This is a genomic window from Micromonospora mirobrigensis (genome assembly GCF_900091555.1).
GTDB lineage: Bacteria > Actinomycetota > Actinomycetes > Mycobacteriales > Micromonosporaceae > Micromonospora > Micromonospora mirobrigensis.
On record NZ_FMCX01000007.1, the window covers coordinates 249,636 to 264,199 of the forward strand.

Sequence of the window (14,564 nt, forward strand, 5' to 3'; positions counted from 1 at the left end):
GATCAATTCCTCCGGCGGGGCGGATGTCTCGGGTGCCGGCCGGTCGGGCCGGGCGGCGAGGCAGGATGGCTGCGTGGACCGACACGACATGCTGCTCTCCCCCGCCGGCGTCGACGCGCTGCGCACCGCGCTGACCCGGGCCGACTACACGTCCAACGGGATCGCCACCCGGCTCGGGCCGCAGGCCACCGGCGGAGTGGCCCGCAACGACTTCCGGGCGGCCCTGCGCGCGACCGAGGACCGTGACCCGCTCGGCACCCTGATCCGGGTCTTCATCTGCGAGCAGACCGAGCCGGAGGCCGCGGTGGCCGCCGCGCTGGCGCCGCTGCCGCTGGACGAGGCGCTCGCCGGTGGCCTGGTCGAGCGGCACGGCGACGGGCTGCGGATGGGCCTGGACCTGGAGCCGTACGGCGACGACTGGTGGGTGCTCGCCGACGTGCCGGCCAGCGCCCGACCGGGTCGCCCGCTGCACAGCGAGCACGTGCTCGGCATCGGTGGGGCCACCCAGACGCTGATCGGCGCCACCGTCCGTCGGCCGGTGGAGACCGCGCTCGACCTGGGCACCGGCTCCGGCGTACAGGCGCTGCACCTGGCCACCCACGCCCGGCGGGTGACCGCCACCGACCTCTCCGAGCGGGCCCTGCGCTTCGCGGCCACCACTGCGGCGCTCAACGGCCAGGACTGGGAGCTGCTACGCGGCGACATGGTCGCCCCGGTCGCCGGCCGCCGCTTCGACCTGGTGGTGAGCAACCCGCCGTTCGTGGTCGGCCCGGGCACCACCACCCACGTCTACCGGGACTCCGGCCGGGTGGGCGACGCGATCGGCGCGGAGCTGGCCGCCGCCGCGCCGGACCTGCTCACCGAGGGCGGGACCATGCAGTACCTCGCGAACTGGGTGCACGTCGCCGGCGAGGACTGGGGCGACCGGGTGGCCGGCTGGTTCGCCGGCACCGGGCTGGACGCCTGGGTGGTCCAGCGCGAGGTTGCCGACCCGATGGCGTACGTCAACCTCTGGCTGACCGACGTCGGCGAGGCGCACGACCCGCAGCGGATGGCCGCCTGGCTGGACTGGTTCGACGCCCACAAGGTCGAGGCGATCGGCTTCGGCATCGTCTCGCTGCGCCGCTCCGGGCACGACGACCCGATGGTCCGGGTGGAGGACCTGCGTCAGCGGGTCGAGCCGCCGATGGGCGACCGGGTCGCCGCCTGGTTCGACCGCCAGGACTTCCTCCGGGTACGCGACACCGACGCGCTGCTCGCCGAGCGCTACCGGGCCGCCGACGGCCTCCAGCTGCGCCAGGAGGCGACCATGGGCGACGAGGGCTGGGCGGTGGACCGGCAGGTCCTCGCCATGCCGCACGGACTGCGCTGGACCGAGGAGGTCGACCCGCTGGTGCTGGCCCTGGTCGGCGGCGCGGACGGCCGGCTCGCCCTGCGCGACCAGCTGGCACTGCTCGCCGCCGCGCACGACGTGGCGCCGGAGGAGCTGGCCGAGGCGGCCGGCCCGATCGTGGCCCACCTGGTCGAGCGCGGCTTCATCGAGCCGGTGACCGGCTGATGCGGGCGGTGGTGCAGACCGTCGGCCGGGCCAGCGTCACCGTGGACGGCGAGGTGGTCGGCGCGATCGGCGACGGCCTGCTGGTGCTGCTCGGCGTCACCCACGCCGACACCCCGCAGGTCGCCGCCACCATGGCCCGCAAGATCCACGAGCTGCGGATCCTGGACGAGGAGCGCAGCGCCGCCGACACCGGCGCCCCGATCCTGGTCGTCAGCCAGTTCACCCTCTACGGCGACGCCCGCAGGGGCCGCCGCCCCAGCTGGACCCAGGCCGCCCCCGCCGAGCAGGCCGAGCCCCTGGTCACGGCGGTGGTCGAGGAGCTGCGCACCCGCGGCGCGAAGGTCGAGACCGGCCGCTTCCGCACCCACATGCTCGTCGAGAGCGTCAACGTGGGCCCCCGAACCCTCCTCCTGGACCTCTAAACCCCACCCCAAGGCCCGAACCCCGGGCCCCGAACCCGTTGATCATGAAGTTAGCGGCGAAGTTGATCTGTTTCAGTGCCGCTAACTTCATGATCAACCAGCGAGGGTGCGGGGTGGGGGTGGGTCAGGAGAAGAGGCCGCGGTGGGAGAGGGACTGGCGGATCAGGGCGTCGAGGTGGGGGGCCAGGTCGGTGGTGGCGGCGGCGTGGTCGACGGTGAACCGGCCGAAGGCGTCCCGACCCTCGGTGAACAGGCCGCCGCGCTTGTCCATCTCCAGCACCACCTGCACCTGGCGCGGGTCGGTCACGAGGGTGACCTCCAGCTGGTTCAGCGCCCGGGCGTACTGCGGGGCGGAGTGGAACTCGATCTCCTGGTAGAACGGCAGGCCCTGGCGTACGCCGTAGAGGTGCCCACGCTCGACGTCGGCGCGGGCGAACCGGAAGCCCAGCCGCAGCAGCGCCTCCAGCACCCGTTCCTGCGCCGGCAGCGGGTGCACCGCCACCGGGTCCAGGTCGCCCTTGTCGACGGCCCGGGCCACCTCCAGCTCGGTACGCAGACCCATCGTCATCCCGTGCAGGTGCTGCCCGTACAGGTCGGTCAGCGGGGTCTCCCACGGCACCGGGAAGCGGAACGGCACCTCGTGGCGCTGGCCCGGCTCCAACCGGAACGTCCCGGTCACCTGCTGGCGGCCGAACTCCTGGTTCGTGTCGTACTCCGAGTCGGAGCTCTCCACCTCGACCCGGGTGACCAGCCCCAGCGCCAGGTACGACACGTCGACCGGGTGGTCGCCGCCGACCACCTGGATGCGCCCTTCGAGCTGGCCGCCCGGCCGGCAGTTCGGGTTGGTCAGCACGGTGTCCACCGACGGGCCACCCACGCCCATCGCCTGCATCAGCCGCTTGAACACCACCACGTCCTCCGTCACCTCTCGGTACGCCGACCGACCGGCCGACCGCTGGCACGGTAACCGCGGCGGGCAAGGACGGTCCGGGTTTCCGTCGGGATTGCTGTCGGGTGCCCGATCGCCTCACCCCCGTCTCACGCCCCCGTTGGCAAGCTGTTCTCACCGGGCGAACCGCGCCGGCACGGGCGCGGAACCCGGTGAGCGCCACCAGAGTGGACACGGGGAGAGACAGAGATGGTCCAGCAGATGATCGAGCACCAGTCGGGCCCGACCGCCGTCGTCGACGCCGAGCACGGCACCGAGACCCTGACCGACCTGGACGCCACCGACGAGCGCGGCGTCTCCACCGACCTGGTCCGCGCCTACCTCAACGGAATCGGCCGCACCAAGCTGCTCACCGCCGCGCAGGAGGTCGAGCTGGCGAAGCGGATCGAGGCCGGCCTCTTCGCCGAGGAGAAGTTGAGCACCTGCACCCCCGTCTCGGCGCAGCTGCGCGCCGACCTGACGCTGATCGCCGCCGAGGGCCGGGCCGCCAAGGACCACCTGCTGGAGGCGAACCTGCGGCTGGTGGTCAGCATCGCCAAGCGGTACACCGGCCGCGGGATGGCGTTCCTGGACCTGATCCAGGAGGGCAACCTGGGCCTGATCCGCGCGGTCGAGAAGTTCGACTACGCCAAGGGCTACAAGTTCTCCACGTACGCCACCTGGTGGATCCGGCAGGCCATCACCCGCGCCATGGCCGACCAGGCCCGCACCATCCGCATCCCGGTGCACATGGTCGAGCAGGTCAACCGGATGGTCCGGGCCCGCCGCGAGCTCTCCGTCTCGCTGGGCCGGGAGCCCACCGTGGCCGAGGTGGCCGTGGCCATGGAGGTCCCGGAGTTCCAGGTCATCGAGCTGATCTCGTACGACCGGGAGCCGGTCAGCCTGGACCAGGCGGTGGGCGAGGACGGCGAGAGCGCGCTCGGTGACTTCGTCGCGGCGGTGGACCCGCGCCAGGAGCAGGCCGACAGCGGTGAGCTGCGCAACGACGTGCGGATCGTGCTGGCCACCCTGTCCCAGCGGGAGCAGGCGGTGATCCGGCTGCGGTTCGGCCTCGACGACGGCCGCCAGCGCACCCTGGACGAGGTGGGCCGCGAGTTCGGGCTGTCCCGGGAGCGGATCCGGCAGATCGAGAAGGTCACCCTGCTGAAGCTGCGCGACCCGGAGCGGGCCAACCGCCTGGAGGCGTACGCCTGCTGAGCGGTACCGCACCCGAAGGGCCCCGGCGGTTCGCCGGGGCCCGCCTCGGTGACCGGGGCCATGATCTGCACCGAACCTCAAGGCGTTGAGATCACCGTCTCCGTCGACGGAATTCCCCACCGTCGTGGCGAGACGGCCCTTATGCTTGCCGCCCGAAAACCCTGCGGCCCGTCCCGGCCCAGGGAAGGCAGCGACGCAAGGATCTGCGAATGCGCCAGAGTCATGCCCTGCACGAAGGCACCGCTGGCGTCAGCGAAATCGCACCGTCCGGTGAATCGCCGACCTCCACCGCGGCGGATGGCGCGCGTCGATCCGCGCTGGCCGAGGAACAGGAATTCCTCGACCTGGCCACCGCCCGACGCGACAGGCTCGCCGGCCATCTGACGGACGAGCTGTCGTCGGACGCGTTGGAGCGGGCGCGTCAGCGCATGCTGCGCCAGCAGTACGAGGAGCTGGAGCGAGCGCGGGAGGGGCTGGTCTTCGGCCGCCTCGACGGCGTCGACGGCACCGTACGACACATCGGCCGGGTCGGTCTCCGCGTCGATTCCGAGGACGACGAGCCACTGTTGGTGGACTGGCGCGCTCCGGCGGCACGGCCTTTCTACACCGCGACGGCGGTCGATCCCCAGGGCCAGGCCCGGCGTCGCCACATCCGTACGACGAGATCGACCGTTGTCGGCGTCGACGACGAGCCGTTGGACGGCACCGCAACCGCCGATCTCGTCGGTGAAGGCGCACTGCTCGCCGCCCTGGACCAACGGCGCACCGGCCACATGTCGACGGCGATCGCCACGCTGCAACGCGAACAGGACGACATCATCCGCGCCGAGGCGACCGGCCCGCTGATCGTCCAGGGTGGCCCCGGCACCGGCAAGACCGTCGTCGCCCTGCACCGCGTCGCCTACCTCCTGTTCGCCCAGCCGAAGCTGGCCCAGCAGGGGGTCCTGGTCCTCGGACCCTCACCGCGCTTCCTCGAGTACATCGCCCAGGTGCTGCCCGCGCTCGGTGAGACCGCCGTCGTCTCGGCGACCTGCGACACCCTGGTGCCGAAGCTCCGGGTGGAGCGCGACGAGAGCCGGAATCTCGCCGAGATCAAGGGCCGCGCCCTCTGGCAGACCGCGCTCGAGGACCACGTCACGTCGCTGCTGCCCCGGCCCCGTGAGCTGAGGCTCCGCTGGGAGGGCGAGTTCTACGTCATTCCCGCCACGGCGGTTGCCCAGGCACTCGCGTCGGCGGTCCAGGGACGCCGTTACCACCGCGCCCGCACCGCCTTCGCCGAGCAACTGCACCACATCCTCGCCGAAACCGTCGTCGAGCGACGCGAGGCGCTGCTGAACGAGATGGAGGAGGGCTTCGAGGACATCCTCGCCCGCGTCGACCGGGAGCTGGGGCACGACCGGAACGCCGGCAGGAGGCCCGCCGGCAGTGAGGTCGACGGCCTGCTCTCCGAGGAGGAGGTGGAGAACCTTCGTCACCGCATCGCCGGGAACGCCGCCATCGCCCGGTTCATCGAGGCGTGGTGGCCCACCCTCGACGCCGGAACCCTGCTGCGCGGCCTGCTGTCCGACCGCACCCTGCTGGCCCGGTTCGCGCCGCGGTTGTCCCCGGCGGAGCTCACCGCCGTCTCGGCCGAGCCCGCACCGTGGGCGTCGAGCGACATTCCCCTGCTCGATGCCCTGGCCGACCTGCTGGGTGAGGTAGAGGACCGGCACCGGCAGGGCGAGTTCGTCGCCGACAACGCTCGCCGGCAGCGCGACTGGGTCTACGGCCACGTCGTCGTCGACGAGGCGCAGGAGCTGTCCGAGATGCAGTGGCACATGGTCCTGCGGCGCTGTCCCGGTCGCTCCGTCACCGCCGTCGGCGACATCGACCAGGCTGCGGCGGCGCACCGGCACACCAGCTGGGCACAGGCGGTGCAGGCCGTTCTCGGCGACCGCTGGACCGCCGCGGAACTGACCATCTGTTACCGGACCCCGCGTGAGGTCATGGGCCTCACCGAAGCCGTCCTGAGGAGGGCCGGCAGCCGCAACGCGCCGCCGCGGGCGGTTCGCTCCTCCGGCATCGCGCCCTGGACGCTCACGACCACCCCCGCCGGGCTCGCCGACTCCGCCACCCGGGCCGTGCGGGAGCTGCGGCGACGATGGCACGGCGGAACGGTCGGCGTCGTCGCCCCCGCCGGGCGCGTCGCCGAACTCCGCGCGGTGCTGAGCGGGGTGCCGGTACTCACCGCGACCCAGGCCAAGGGGCTGGAGTGGGACGCGACGCTACTGGTCGACCCCGAGGGCATCGCCGCGGAACCGCGCGGCTGGAACGGCCTCTACGTCGCGCTGACCCGGTGCACCCAGGAACTCGGACAGCTGGTCCTCAGGTAGCGGTCGGGCGCCGAGAAGGGGCCCCTCCTCACAGCCGGCGGGGGCCGGTGTCGGGGCGGAGGGCCTCGGCCCCGGTGCCCAGCGTCGCGTGCAGCACGGAGATGCCGTCCGGCCGGGCCAGCACCGGGTTGAGGGTGAGCGCACGGACCCGGGGCTGCTCGTCGGCGAGCCGGCCGACCCGCAGCAGCAGGTCGGCCAGGGCACCCCGGTCGACCGGCGCGGCGCCCCGGTGACCGCGCAGCAGCGGCGCCGCCCGGGGCTCGTCGACCAGTTCGGCGGCGTCCCGGTCGGTCAGCGGCACGGCCCGCCAGGCCCGGTCGCCGAGCAGCTCGGTGGCGACCCCGCCGAGCCCGAAGCCGACCACCGGCCCGAACGCCGGGTCCTCCATCAGCTCCACCACGCAGGCCACGCCGGGCGCGACCATCGGCTGGACCAGGACCTCCCCGCCGAAGACCGGCGCCATCTCGGCGTACGCGCGGCGCACGGCGAGCGGGTCGGCCAGGTCGAGGCGGACCGCACCCAGGTCGAGGCGGTGCCGCAGGCCCGGGGCGGCGGCCTTCAACGCCACCGGCCAACCGAGCCGCTCGGCGGCGTCGACCGCCTCGTCGGCCGTGCCGGCCCGCACCGACTCCACCACGTCGATCCCGTACGCCCGCAGCAGCGCCGCCGGGTCGCCGCCGTCGGCGCGCAGCGCGGCCTGCCCGGCGGCCGGGTCGATCCGGTGAAGCTCCGGCAGGACGCCCGGCGGCCGGCGCAGCCAGTCGGCGTACGTGGTGACCCGGGCCAGCGCGCGTACCGCCTCCTCGACGCTCGGGTACGCGGGCACCCCGGCCGGCACCCGGCCGGCGAGGAAGGTGGCGACCACCGGCTTGCCGGCGGCGTGCGCGTCGGGCAGCGCGGTGGTGAAGTCGCCCTCGGAGTCGACCAGCTGGCCGGGGAGCGGCGGGGCGAAGACGGCGACCACCGCGTCGACGCCGGTGTCGGCGGCGGCGCCGGCCAGCGCGGCGGCGAACTCGGCCGCGCCGGCCCGGGGCCCGACGTCGTGCGGATAACCGTCGGCGACGGTGAGGTCCCCGGCGGCGCAGGCGGTGGCGGCCAGCCCGGTCAGCGCCGAGGAGTTGCCGACCACGGCGACCCGGCGGCCGGCGGGCAGGGGTTGGCTGTCCAGCAGCACACCCACGTCGAGCAGTTCGGCGACGGTGTCCACCCGGATCACCCCGGACTGCGCGAACAGGGCGCTGACCGCGGCGGTGTCCAGGGCCGGCCCGTCACCGACCCCCACCGGCCGGGCCAGTGAGGCCAGCGCCACCACCGGCTTGGTCCGCCCGATCCGCCGGGCCAGCCGGGCGAACTTGCGCGGGTTGCCGAAGGTCTCCAGATAGAGGGTGATCACCTTCGTGCCGGGGTCGTCCTGCCAGTACTGCAGCAGGTCGTTGCCGGAGACGTCGGCCCGGTTGCCGGCGGAGACGAAGCTGGACAGGCCCAGCCCACGCCGGGACGCCTCGGCCAGCAGCGCCACGCCGAACGCGCCGGACTGGCTGAAGACGCCGACCCGACCGGGGGCCGGCAGCACCGGGGCGAGGGTGGCGTTGAGGCGTACCGCGGGGTCGGTGTTGGCCACGCCGAGGCAGTTCGGCCCGACGACCCGCATGCCGGCCAGGTGGGCGGCCCGGACCAGGGCCCGCTGGGCGGCGGCGCCCTCCGCGCCGGCCTCGGCGAACCCGGCCGAGATGACCACCAGGCCGTGCGCGCCGGCCCGGGCTGCGTCGTCGACCACCTCGGTCACCGACTCGGGGGCCACCGCCACCACCGCCAGGTCGACGGTGACCCCGGCGTCGGCCGCCGACGGGTACGCGGGCAACCCGGCCACCACCGCCGCGCCCGGGTGCACCGGCACGATGGGGCCGGTGAAGCCGCTGTCCCGCAGGTGCCCGAGGACGGCCGCGCCGACGCCCTGCCCGGTGGTGCTGGCCCCGTAGACGGCGATCGCGCGGGGGGCGAGCAGCCGGGCGATGGACCGGGCCTCGGTGCGGTGCTCACGGCCCCGCTGCACCTCCAGGGTGGCCTCGGTGGGGGCGATCGGGAAGCTGAGGTGCACCACGCCGTCGGCGTACTGGCGCTGGACCTGGTAGCCGAAGTCGGCGAAGACCCGCAGCATCGCGCCGTTGGCCGGGAGCACCTCGGCGACGAAGTGCACGATGCCGTGCCGGCGGGCCGCGTCGGCGAGGTGTTCCAGCAGCACCGACCCGATCCCCCGGCCCTGGTAGGCGTCCTCCACCACGAAGGCCACCTCGGCCTCGGGCGACTCGGGGCCGAGCCGCTCGTACCGGCCGACGGCGACGATCCGGTCGCCGGCCAGCACCACGAACGCCTCCCGGTCGCGGTGGTCGACCACCACGAAGCGTTGCAGGTCCCGGTCGGGGATCCGCGGGTACGGCGAGAAGTAACGCAGGTAGCGGGTGCGCTCGGAGAACCGCCCGTGCATCGCCACGACGGCCGGCGCGTCGTCGGGGCGGATCGGGCGCAGCCCGACGGTGGTGCCGTCGCTGAGCAGCACGTCCACCGGCTGGTCGACTGTGGTCACGCGGTCGGTCCTCCCCTGCCGCCGGCTCAGTCCCGCGGGTCGTGCGGATCGAGGCCGAAGAGCGGGAAGACGGCCTTGCGGGCAACGGCGATCGCCCGGTCCACCGAGTTCGGCTCCCCGGTCGGCTGCCAGGGCTGGTACGACGGGTCGACGTCGTCGGTCATCCGCAACGGGATCTCCCGGCCCGGCAGCCGCCGCGCGGCCAACTCCCGCCAGGCCGGCGGGGTCAGCGTGGCCGGGTCGACCGGGTCGCCGCTCGCGATCGCCAGCAGATGCGTCCAGGCCCGGGGCACCACCTCGGCCAGCGCGTACCCGCCGCCACCGGTGGCCACCCAGCGGCCGTCGCAGAGCTCGTCGGCGAGCGCCCGCAGGGCCAGGTAGGTGGCCCGCTGCCCGTCCACCGACAGGTTCAGGTCGGCCAGCGGGTCGAGTCGGTGCCCGTCGGCGCCGCACTGGGTGACCAGCAGCTGCGGCCGGAACGCGCGCAGCACCGACGGCACGATCGCGTGGAAGGCCCGCTGCCAGCCGGCGTCGCCGACCCCCGGCGGCAGCGGCACGTTGACGGCGCTGCCCACCGCGTTCGGGCCGCCGGTCTCGTCGGGGAACCCGGTGCCGGGGAAGAGCGCCAGCGGGGTCTCGTGCAGGCTGACCGTGAGCACCCGCGGGTCGTCCCAGAACACCTGCTGCACGCCGTCGCCGTGGTGCACGTCGACGTCGACGTACGCGATCCGTTCGGCGCCCAGGTCGAGCAGGCGGGCGATGGCCACGGCCGGGTCGTTGTAGACGCAAAAGCCGGCCGCCCGGTCGGGCATGGCGTGGTGCAGCCCACCGGCCACGTTGACCGCCCGCCGGGCCTCGCCCCGCCACACCGCCTCGGCGGCGGCCACGCTGGCGCCGGCGATCAGCGCGCTGGACTCGTGCATGCCGTCGAAGACGGGATTGTCCGAGGTGCCCAGCCCGTACCCGGCGAAGAGCGGGTCGGCGGGCGCGGCCCGCACGGCGGCCAGGTAGCCGGGGTGGTGCACCCGGGTGAGCAGCGCGTCGTCGGCCGGCGTCGGCGCGACCAGGCGGACCCCGGGACGGTCGAGGACGCCCAGCTCGCGGGCGAGTGCGACGGTCAGCTCCACCCGGACCGGGTCGAGCGGATGGTCACCCATGTCGTAGGCGAGCAGGGACTCGTCCCACACCACCACCGTGTCGTCGGACATGCCGCCCATCGTCGCACGCGGACCCCCCACCGCCCACCGGACCTGCGGTTCGCCGCTACGGCGTCGCCCCGGTCGCCACCGGACGGTCCGCGTCGGCCACCCAGTCGCTCCACGATCCGACGTAGAGCGCCGCGTCCGGTCGGCCGGCCAGGTGCAGCGCCAGGACCGCCTGCGCGGCGGTCACCCCGGAGCCGCAGTACGCCCCGACCGGGGTGCCCTCGGTCACCCCGGCGGCGGCGAACCGCTCCCGCAGCGCCTGGGCGGCGGCGAACCGGCCGTCGGTGACGTACTCCGGGGCGGGCAGGTTGACCGCGCCCGGCACGTGCCCGGCGACCGGGTCGATCGGCTCGGTCTCGCCCCGGTAGCGGGGTGCGGCGCGTACGTCGATCAGCACGCCGTGGTCGTCGGCGGCGAGCCGGGCGGCGGCGTCGGCGTCGAGGACCGGCAGCCCGCCGGGGGTGACGGTGACGTCGCCGGGGGCCGGGGTGGACGGCTCGGTGGTGACCGGCAGGCCGGCGGCGACCCAGGCCGGATAGCCGCCGTGCAGCACCCGCACCGGTCGGTGCCCGGCCCAGCGCAGCGTCCACCAGGCCCGGGCGGCGGACATGCCGTCGCCGCCGTCGTACACGACGACGGGGTGACCGGCGCGGACCCCGGCGGCCCGCAGCGCGGCCTGCAACGCGGCCGGGTCGGGCAGCGGGTGCCGGCCGGCGGCGCCGGGCGGTCCGCTCAGTTCGGTGTCCAGGTCGACGAAGACCGCGCCGGCCAGGTGACCGGCGGCGTGGTCGTCACGGCCCGGTGGACCGGTCAGCCGCCAGCGCACGTCGAGCAGGGTGGGCGGGTCGGGCTGGGCCAGCTCCTCGGCGAGCTGGCCGGTCTCGATCAGCGGCTCGGTTCCGGACATGACGTCCAGTCAACACCATCGGGGCAGGGAGCACGCGGTTCGTCAAGGGCCGAACGAGGGCGGCCCGGTCGGGATGGACGAATGAGCGGCACGAGTTCTGCTCGCCCCGCCCGTGCCCGACCCCGAGGACCTGGCGCCGGCCGCGCAACACGCTCTGGGTCTACCCCTACTGAGACGGGGTCTGGCGACAGCGGTACGCCGAAGCCTTCGGTGACGATCCGCAAGGACCGGATCAGCCGCGAGGCACGATAACCACAGACTCAGGCGGCGGCCCGTCCCAACCGTTGCTGCCGCCCTTGCCGACTGGCTTGACGATGATCCGCTTGACGTAGCGGCCCAGGATTTCCCTGCGCCTGTGCAGCGTCTCAGGGTCGTCGTCAAGCCAGTCTTCTAGTTCCTGGTCCCTGTCGATCGGGACCAGCGCGGCCTCCTTGGCCAGCTCCCCCTGCTTCGCGCGCAGCAACTGGATCTGCTCGCGCCTGGGGATGATCTCCTCCAGGGCCTCGTCGTCGGTGTAGATGCCCTTCGCCTGCCCGGCCTGCACCCGCTTGATCTCGGCCTGAAGCTCCCGGATCTCCGCCTCGATCGCCGGGTTGCGGTCGTCGTCAGCCGGCCCCTCGGACGCGGTGATCTTGCCTTCGATCGCGCCGGCCACCCACTCCAGCACCACCTCATCCAGCCACGGACGCTGACGCGAGCACTGCCCGCAGCCACCCCGCTGGGAGATGCAGACGTAGCGGTTGTAGCCGCCCGTCTTACCCTCCGGCGGCACGTACACCTGGGCCGACATCGGCGTGCCGCAGAGGCAGTACACGAAGCCCGGCAGCAGGTACTTGCGCGCCCTCGGGGGGCCACCCGTCTTCTTCGCGCCCCGGGTGCCGAGGGCTTCGATGATCGCCTCGTGCTCCGCCCGGGTGATGATCGCGGGCCAGTTGCCCTCCCCCACCACCTGCCCCTCATGAGCCACCAGGCCGGCGATGCGGGGATTGCGCAGCGTCCGGGCCACGTTGCCGTCGTTGCGCCACTCCTTGCCCAGCGGAGTCAGCACCCCCATCCGCTGCCACAGCTTGCGCACCTCGGACACCTTGCCGGTCTGGAACAGCCGCACCATGCCGTCACGGATGGCCTTCTGGGCGACCGGGTCGATCTCCTGGCAGTAGCCCAGCGGGGAGCCGTGGACGTAGCCGAAGGTCCGGGCGCCACCGTGCAGCCGCCCCTCCTCCCGGCGCTGCCGGGCGGCTCGGGCGATCCGCTCCGCAGAGCGCTCGACCTCAGCCGCGTCCACCGCAGCCTTGATCCGGGCCACCATCCGGCCGTCAGCGGTGCTCAGATCGTCGTTGCCGCTCTTGACCGTGTGGATCATCACGCCGGTCTGCTCGTGGACCTTGATGACGTCCTCAAGCTCCAGGGGCCGCCGGGTGAGCCGGCCGTTGGAGTAGGCGACGATCACGTCGATGGTGCCGGCCCGGACGGCGACCATCATGGCGTCGTAGTCGGGTCGGGTCTTCTTGGTCCGGGTGGAGGCGGAGATGTCGTTGTCGACGTAGACCCGCACCACCTCGAAGCCGAGGGCAGCGGCCAGCTCCCGGCAGTCCTCCTCCTGGCGGGTGACGCCCTTCTCCTCGCTCTCCCGGTCCTGGGAGATCCGGCAGTAGATGGCGCACCGCAGGGGTACGGGCTCACCCATGGCGACCCTCCCCCGTGTGGTTGTGGCAGCTCCCATGCTGCGCGTGAGACACTAGAGCCTCCGGTTCAGTCCTCGCTGACAGGTGATAAAGATAAACAGCCACTCACTAGTCGACACGACCGAGATGTACCTGCGCACCATCCTCGAGTTGGAGGAGGAGGGGGTGCCGCCGCTGCGCGCGCGGATCGCCGAGCGGCTGCGGCAGAGCGGGCCCACCGTCAGCCAGACCGTCGCCCGGATGGAACGCGACGGGCTGCTCACCGTCGAGGGCGACCGGCACCTGGCCCTCACCGAGCAGGGCCGGGGCACCGCCGTGGCGGTGATGCGCAAGCACCGGCTGGCCGAGCTGCTGCTGGTCAACGTGATCGGGATGCCCTACGAGGAGGCCCACGAGGAGGCCTGCCGCTGGGAGCACGTGATGAGCGACGCGGTGGAGAAGCGGGTCTACGACCTGCTCAACCGGCCGACCCGCTCGCCGTACGGCAACCCGATCCCGGGCCTGGAGGAGCTGGGCAGCCCGGAGCCGGCGACCACCACCCCGGAGAGCGAGCGCAACCTGGCCTTCCCGGGCCTCTCCGGCACGGTCGTGGTGCGGCGGATCTGCGAGAGCGTGCAGACCGACTCGGACGTGCTGCGCCAGCTGCACGCCGCGGGCGTGGACCCGGGCGCGACGGTGACCGTGGCGCAGGAGCGCGACGGGGTCTCCATCGACCGCTCCGGCGACCGGATCCGGCTGCCCCGCGAGGTGGCGTCCCGGGTCTTCGTGGCCGCCCACTGACCGCTCGCCGGTCAGAGGGAGCGGGTCCGCACCGTCTTCGCCAGCGCGACCAGCCTGGTGGTGTGCTGCTCCGCGGCGGCCCGCTGCGCGCCCGGGCCGAAGGTCCAGCGCAGGCTGGCGAGCCGGCCCTCGGTGGCCAGCCAGCAGACCTCCGCCGCCGGCCCCTGCTTCGGGCTCTTCGCGGCGATCGTCCGCCGGTAGGCGGTCTGCCCGAGCTTGGCGACCTTCTTCCCCTCGTCGGGCAGGATGTCCGCGGCGAAGGCCTCCTTGTCGATCGACGTGTCGGTGACCGTCAGGGCCAGCTCCGGCCAGGGCTTGTCGCCGCGTACCACGCAGGTGTGGGTGTCCCCGCTGGTGCTGGCGGCGGCGACGGTGAACCGGGTGCCGGTGCGGGCGAGGATCACCCCGAAGTCGAGCAGCCGGCAGGCGCCCCCGGAGGAGGCGGCCACGGCCTCGACCCGGGCCGGCGGGGCGGCCGGCACCGCGATCGGTTCCGGCTCATCGGCACAGCCGGCCACCAGCACCACGGCGGCCAGCGGTACGGCCACGCCGGCAAGCCCGATCCGCCCGTGCACGTTCAACCTCCGCCGTCGTCGGCGGATGCCCGCCGGATGTCCGTCGGCCACCGTACGGGCTGGCCGGGACGGGCGGAACCCCTCAGTCGTCCACATACGGACAGTGCCGGCAGCCTCGCCCACAGCAGGTGCCCCGCCGGGCGAGGAAGCCCGCGCTGAGCACGAAGAGCCCGGTGGCCGGGTCGAGGTAGCCGGCCTCCCCGGCGGCCAGCGCCGCCGCGTGGGCGGCGAGGATCCGCTCCCGGTCGGGGTGTCCCGGCGACAGCCGGGACGGGTGCGGCTCGGTCAGCGGCCGGTCCGCCGGCGGTCGTCGCTCTCCGGTCACCGGGC

The 14,564-nt window shown here is 73.9% G+C and carries 12 protein-coding genes; 5 read left to right on the top strand and 7 right to left on the bottom strand.

Annotated elements, in window-relative coordinates:
- The first annotated feature begins 73 nt into the window (after nucleotides 1–73).
- Together GA0070564_RS22855 and dtd are read left to right on the top strand one after the other, a co-directional pair.
- A complete protein-coding gene (locus tag GA0070564_RS22855) occupies nucleotides 74–1,558 on the top strand; it encodes a DUF7782 domain-containing protein (RefSeq protein WP_176730799.1) in 1,485 nt (494 codons plus the stop codon).
- On the top strand, nucleotides 1,558–1,980 hold the full coding sequence (gene dtd / locus GA0070564_RS22860) for a D-aminoacyl-tRNA deacylase (protein ID WP_091612397.1): 423 nt from the start codon (nucleotides 1,558–1,560) through the stop codon (nucleotides 1,978–1,980). Before GA0070564_RS22855 ends, dtd begins: the two co-directional genes overlap by 1 nt.
- A 124-nt stretch (nucleotides 1,981–2,104) precedes the next feature.
- On the opposite strand, the gene GA0070564_RS22865 is transcribed toward dtd, so the two are convergent.
- On the bottom strand, nucleotides 2,105–2,890 hold the full coding sequence (locus GA0070564_RS22865) for a sporulation protein (RefSeq protein ID WP_091612845.1): 786 nt from the start codon (nucleotides 2,888–2,890) through the stop codon (nucleotides 2,105–2,107).
- A gap of 228 nt (nucleotides 2,891–3,118) precedes the next feature.
- Here GA0070564_RS22865 and sigB point away from each other — a divergent pair, with 228 nt between their 5' ends.
- Entirely contained in the window at nucleotides 3,119–4,126 is a 1,008-nt protein-coding gene (gene sigB / locus GA0070564_RS22870) for an RNA polymerase sigma factor SigB (RefSeq protein ID WP_091612400.1), read from the top strand.
- Nucleotides 4,127–4,335: 209 nt separating this feature from the next.
- On the top strand, nucleotides 4,336–6,498 hold the full coding sequence (locus GA0070564_RS22875) for a HelD family protein (RefSeq protein WP_091612403.1): 2,163 nt from the start codon (nucleotides 4,336–4,338) through the stop codon (nucleotides 6,496–6,498).
- A 28-nt stretch (nucleotides 6,499–6,526) separates the two neighbouring features.
- On the opposite strand, the gene GA0070564_RS22880 is transcribed toward GA0070564_RS22875, so the two are convergent.
- The 4 genes from GA0070564_RS22880 to GA0070564_RS22895 all read right to left on the bottom strand — a co-directional run bounded on the left by GA0070564_RS22880 (nucleotide 6,527) and on the right by GA0070564_RS22895 (nucleotide 12,881).
- A complete protein-coding gene (locus GA0070564_RS22880; protein WP_091612406.1) occupies nucleotides 6,527–9,082 on the bottom strand; it encodes a bifunctional acetate--CoA ligase family protein/GNAT family N-acetyltransferase in 2,556 nt (851 codons plus the stop codon).
- A 26-nt stretch (nucleotides 9,083–9,108) separates the two neighbouring features.
- Nucleotides 9,109–10,290 (bottom strand): acetoin utilization protein AcuC, encoded by a 1,182-nt coding sequence (locus GA0070564_RS22885; protein ID WP_091612411.1) that lies wholly within the window; start codon nucleotides 10,288–10,290, stop codon nucleotides 9,109–9,111.
- Nucleotides 10,291–10,345: 55 nt separating this feature from the next.
- Complete coding sequence (locus tag GA0070564_RS22890; RefSeq protein WP_091612414.1) at nucleotides 10,346–11,194, bottom strand: sulfurtransferase; 849 nt, start codon at nucleotides 11,192–11,194, stop codon at nucleotides 10,346–10,348.
- Nucleotides 11,195–11,426: 232 nt separating this feature from the next.
- Complete coding sequence (locus GA0070564_RS22895; protein ID WP_176730800.1) at nucleotides 11,427–12,881, bottom strand: recombinase family protein; 1,455 nt, start codon at nucleotides 12,879–12,881, stop codon at nucleotides 11,427–11,429.
- A gap of 82 nt (nucleotides 12,882–12,963) precedes the next feature.
- On the opposite strand from GA0070564_RS22895, the gene GA0070564_RS22900 reads away from it, so the two are divergent.
- On the top strand, nucleotides 12,964–13,659 hold the full coding sequence (locus GA0070564_RS22900; protein ID WP_091612425.1) for an iron-dependent transcriptional repressor DtxR: 696 nt from the start codon (nucleotides 12,964–12,966) through the stop codon (nucleotides 13,657–13,659).
- Nucleotides 13,660–13,670: 11 nt separating this feature from the next.
- Here GA0070564_RS22900 and GA0070564_RS22905 read toward each other — a convergent pair whose 3' ends face one another.
- A complete protein-coding gene (locus GA0070564_RS22905) occupies nucleotides 13,671–14,234 on the bottom strand; it encodes a hypothetical protein (protein WP_176730801.1) in 564 nt (187 codons plus the stop codon).
- An 82-nt stretch (nucleotides 14,235–14,316) separates the two neighbouring features.
- Nucleotides 14,317–14,559 (bottom strand): DUF5522 domain-containing protein, encoded by a 243-nt coding sequence (locus GA0070564_RS22910; protein ID WP_091612428.1) that lies wholly within the window; start codon nucleotides 14,557–14,559, stop codon nucleotides 14,317–14,319.
- Between the last annotated feature and the right edge of the window lie 5 nt (nucleotides 14,560–14,564).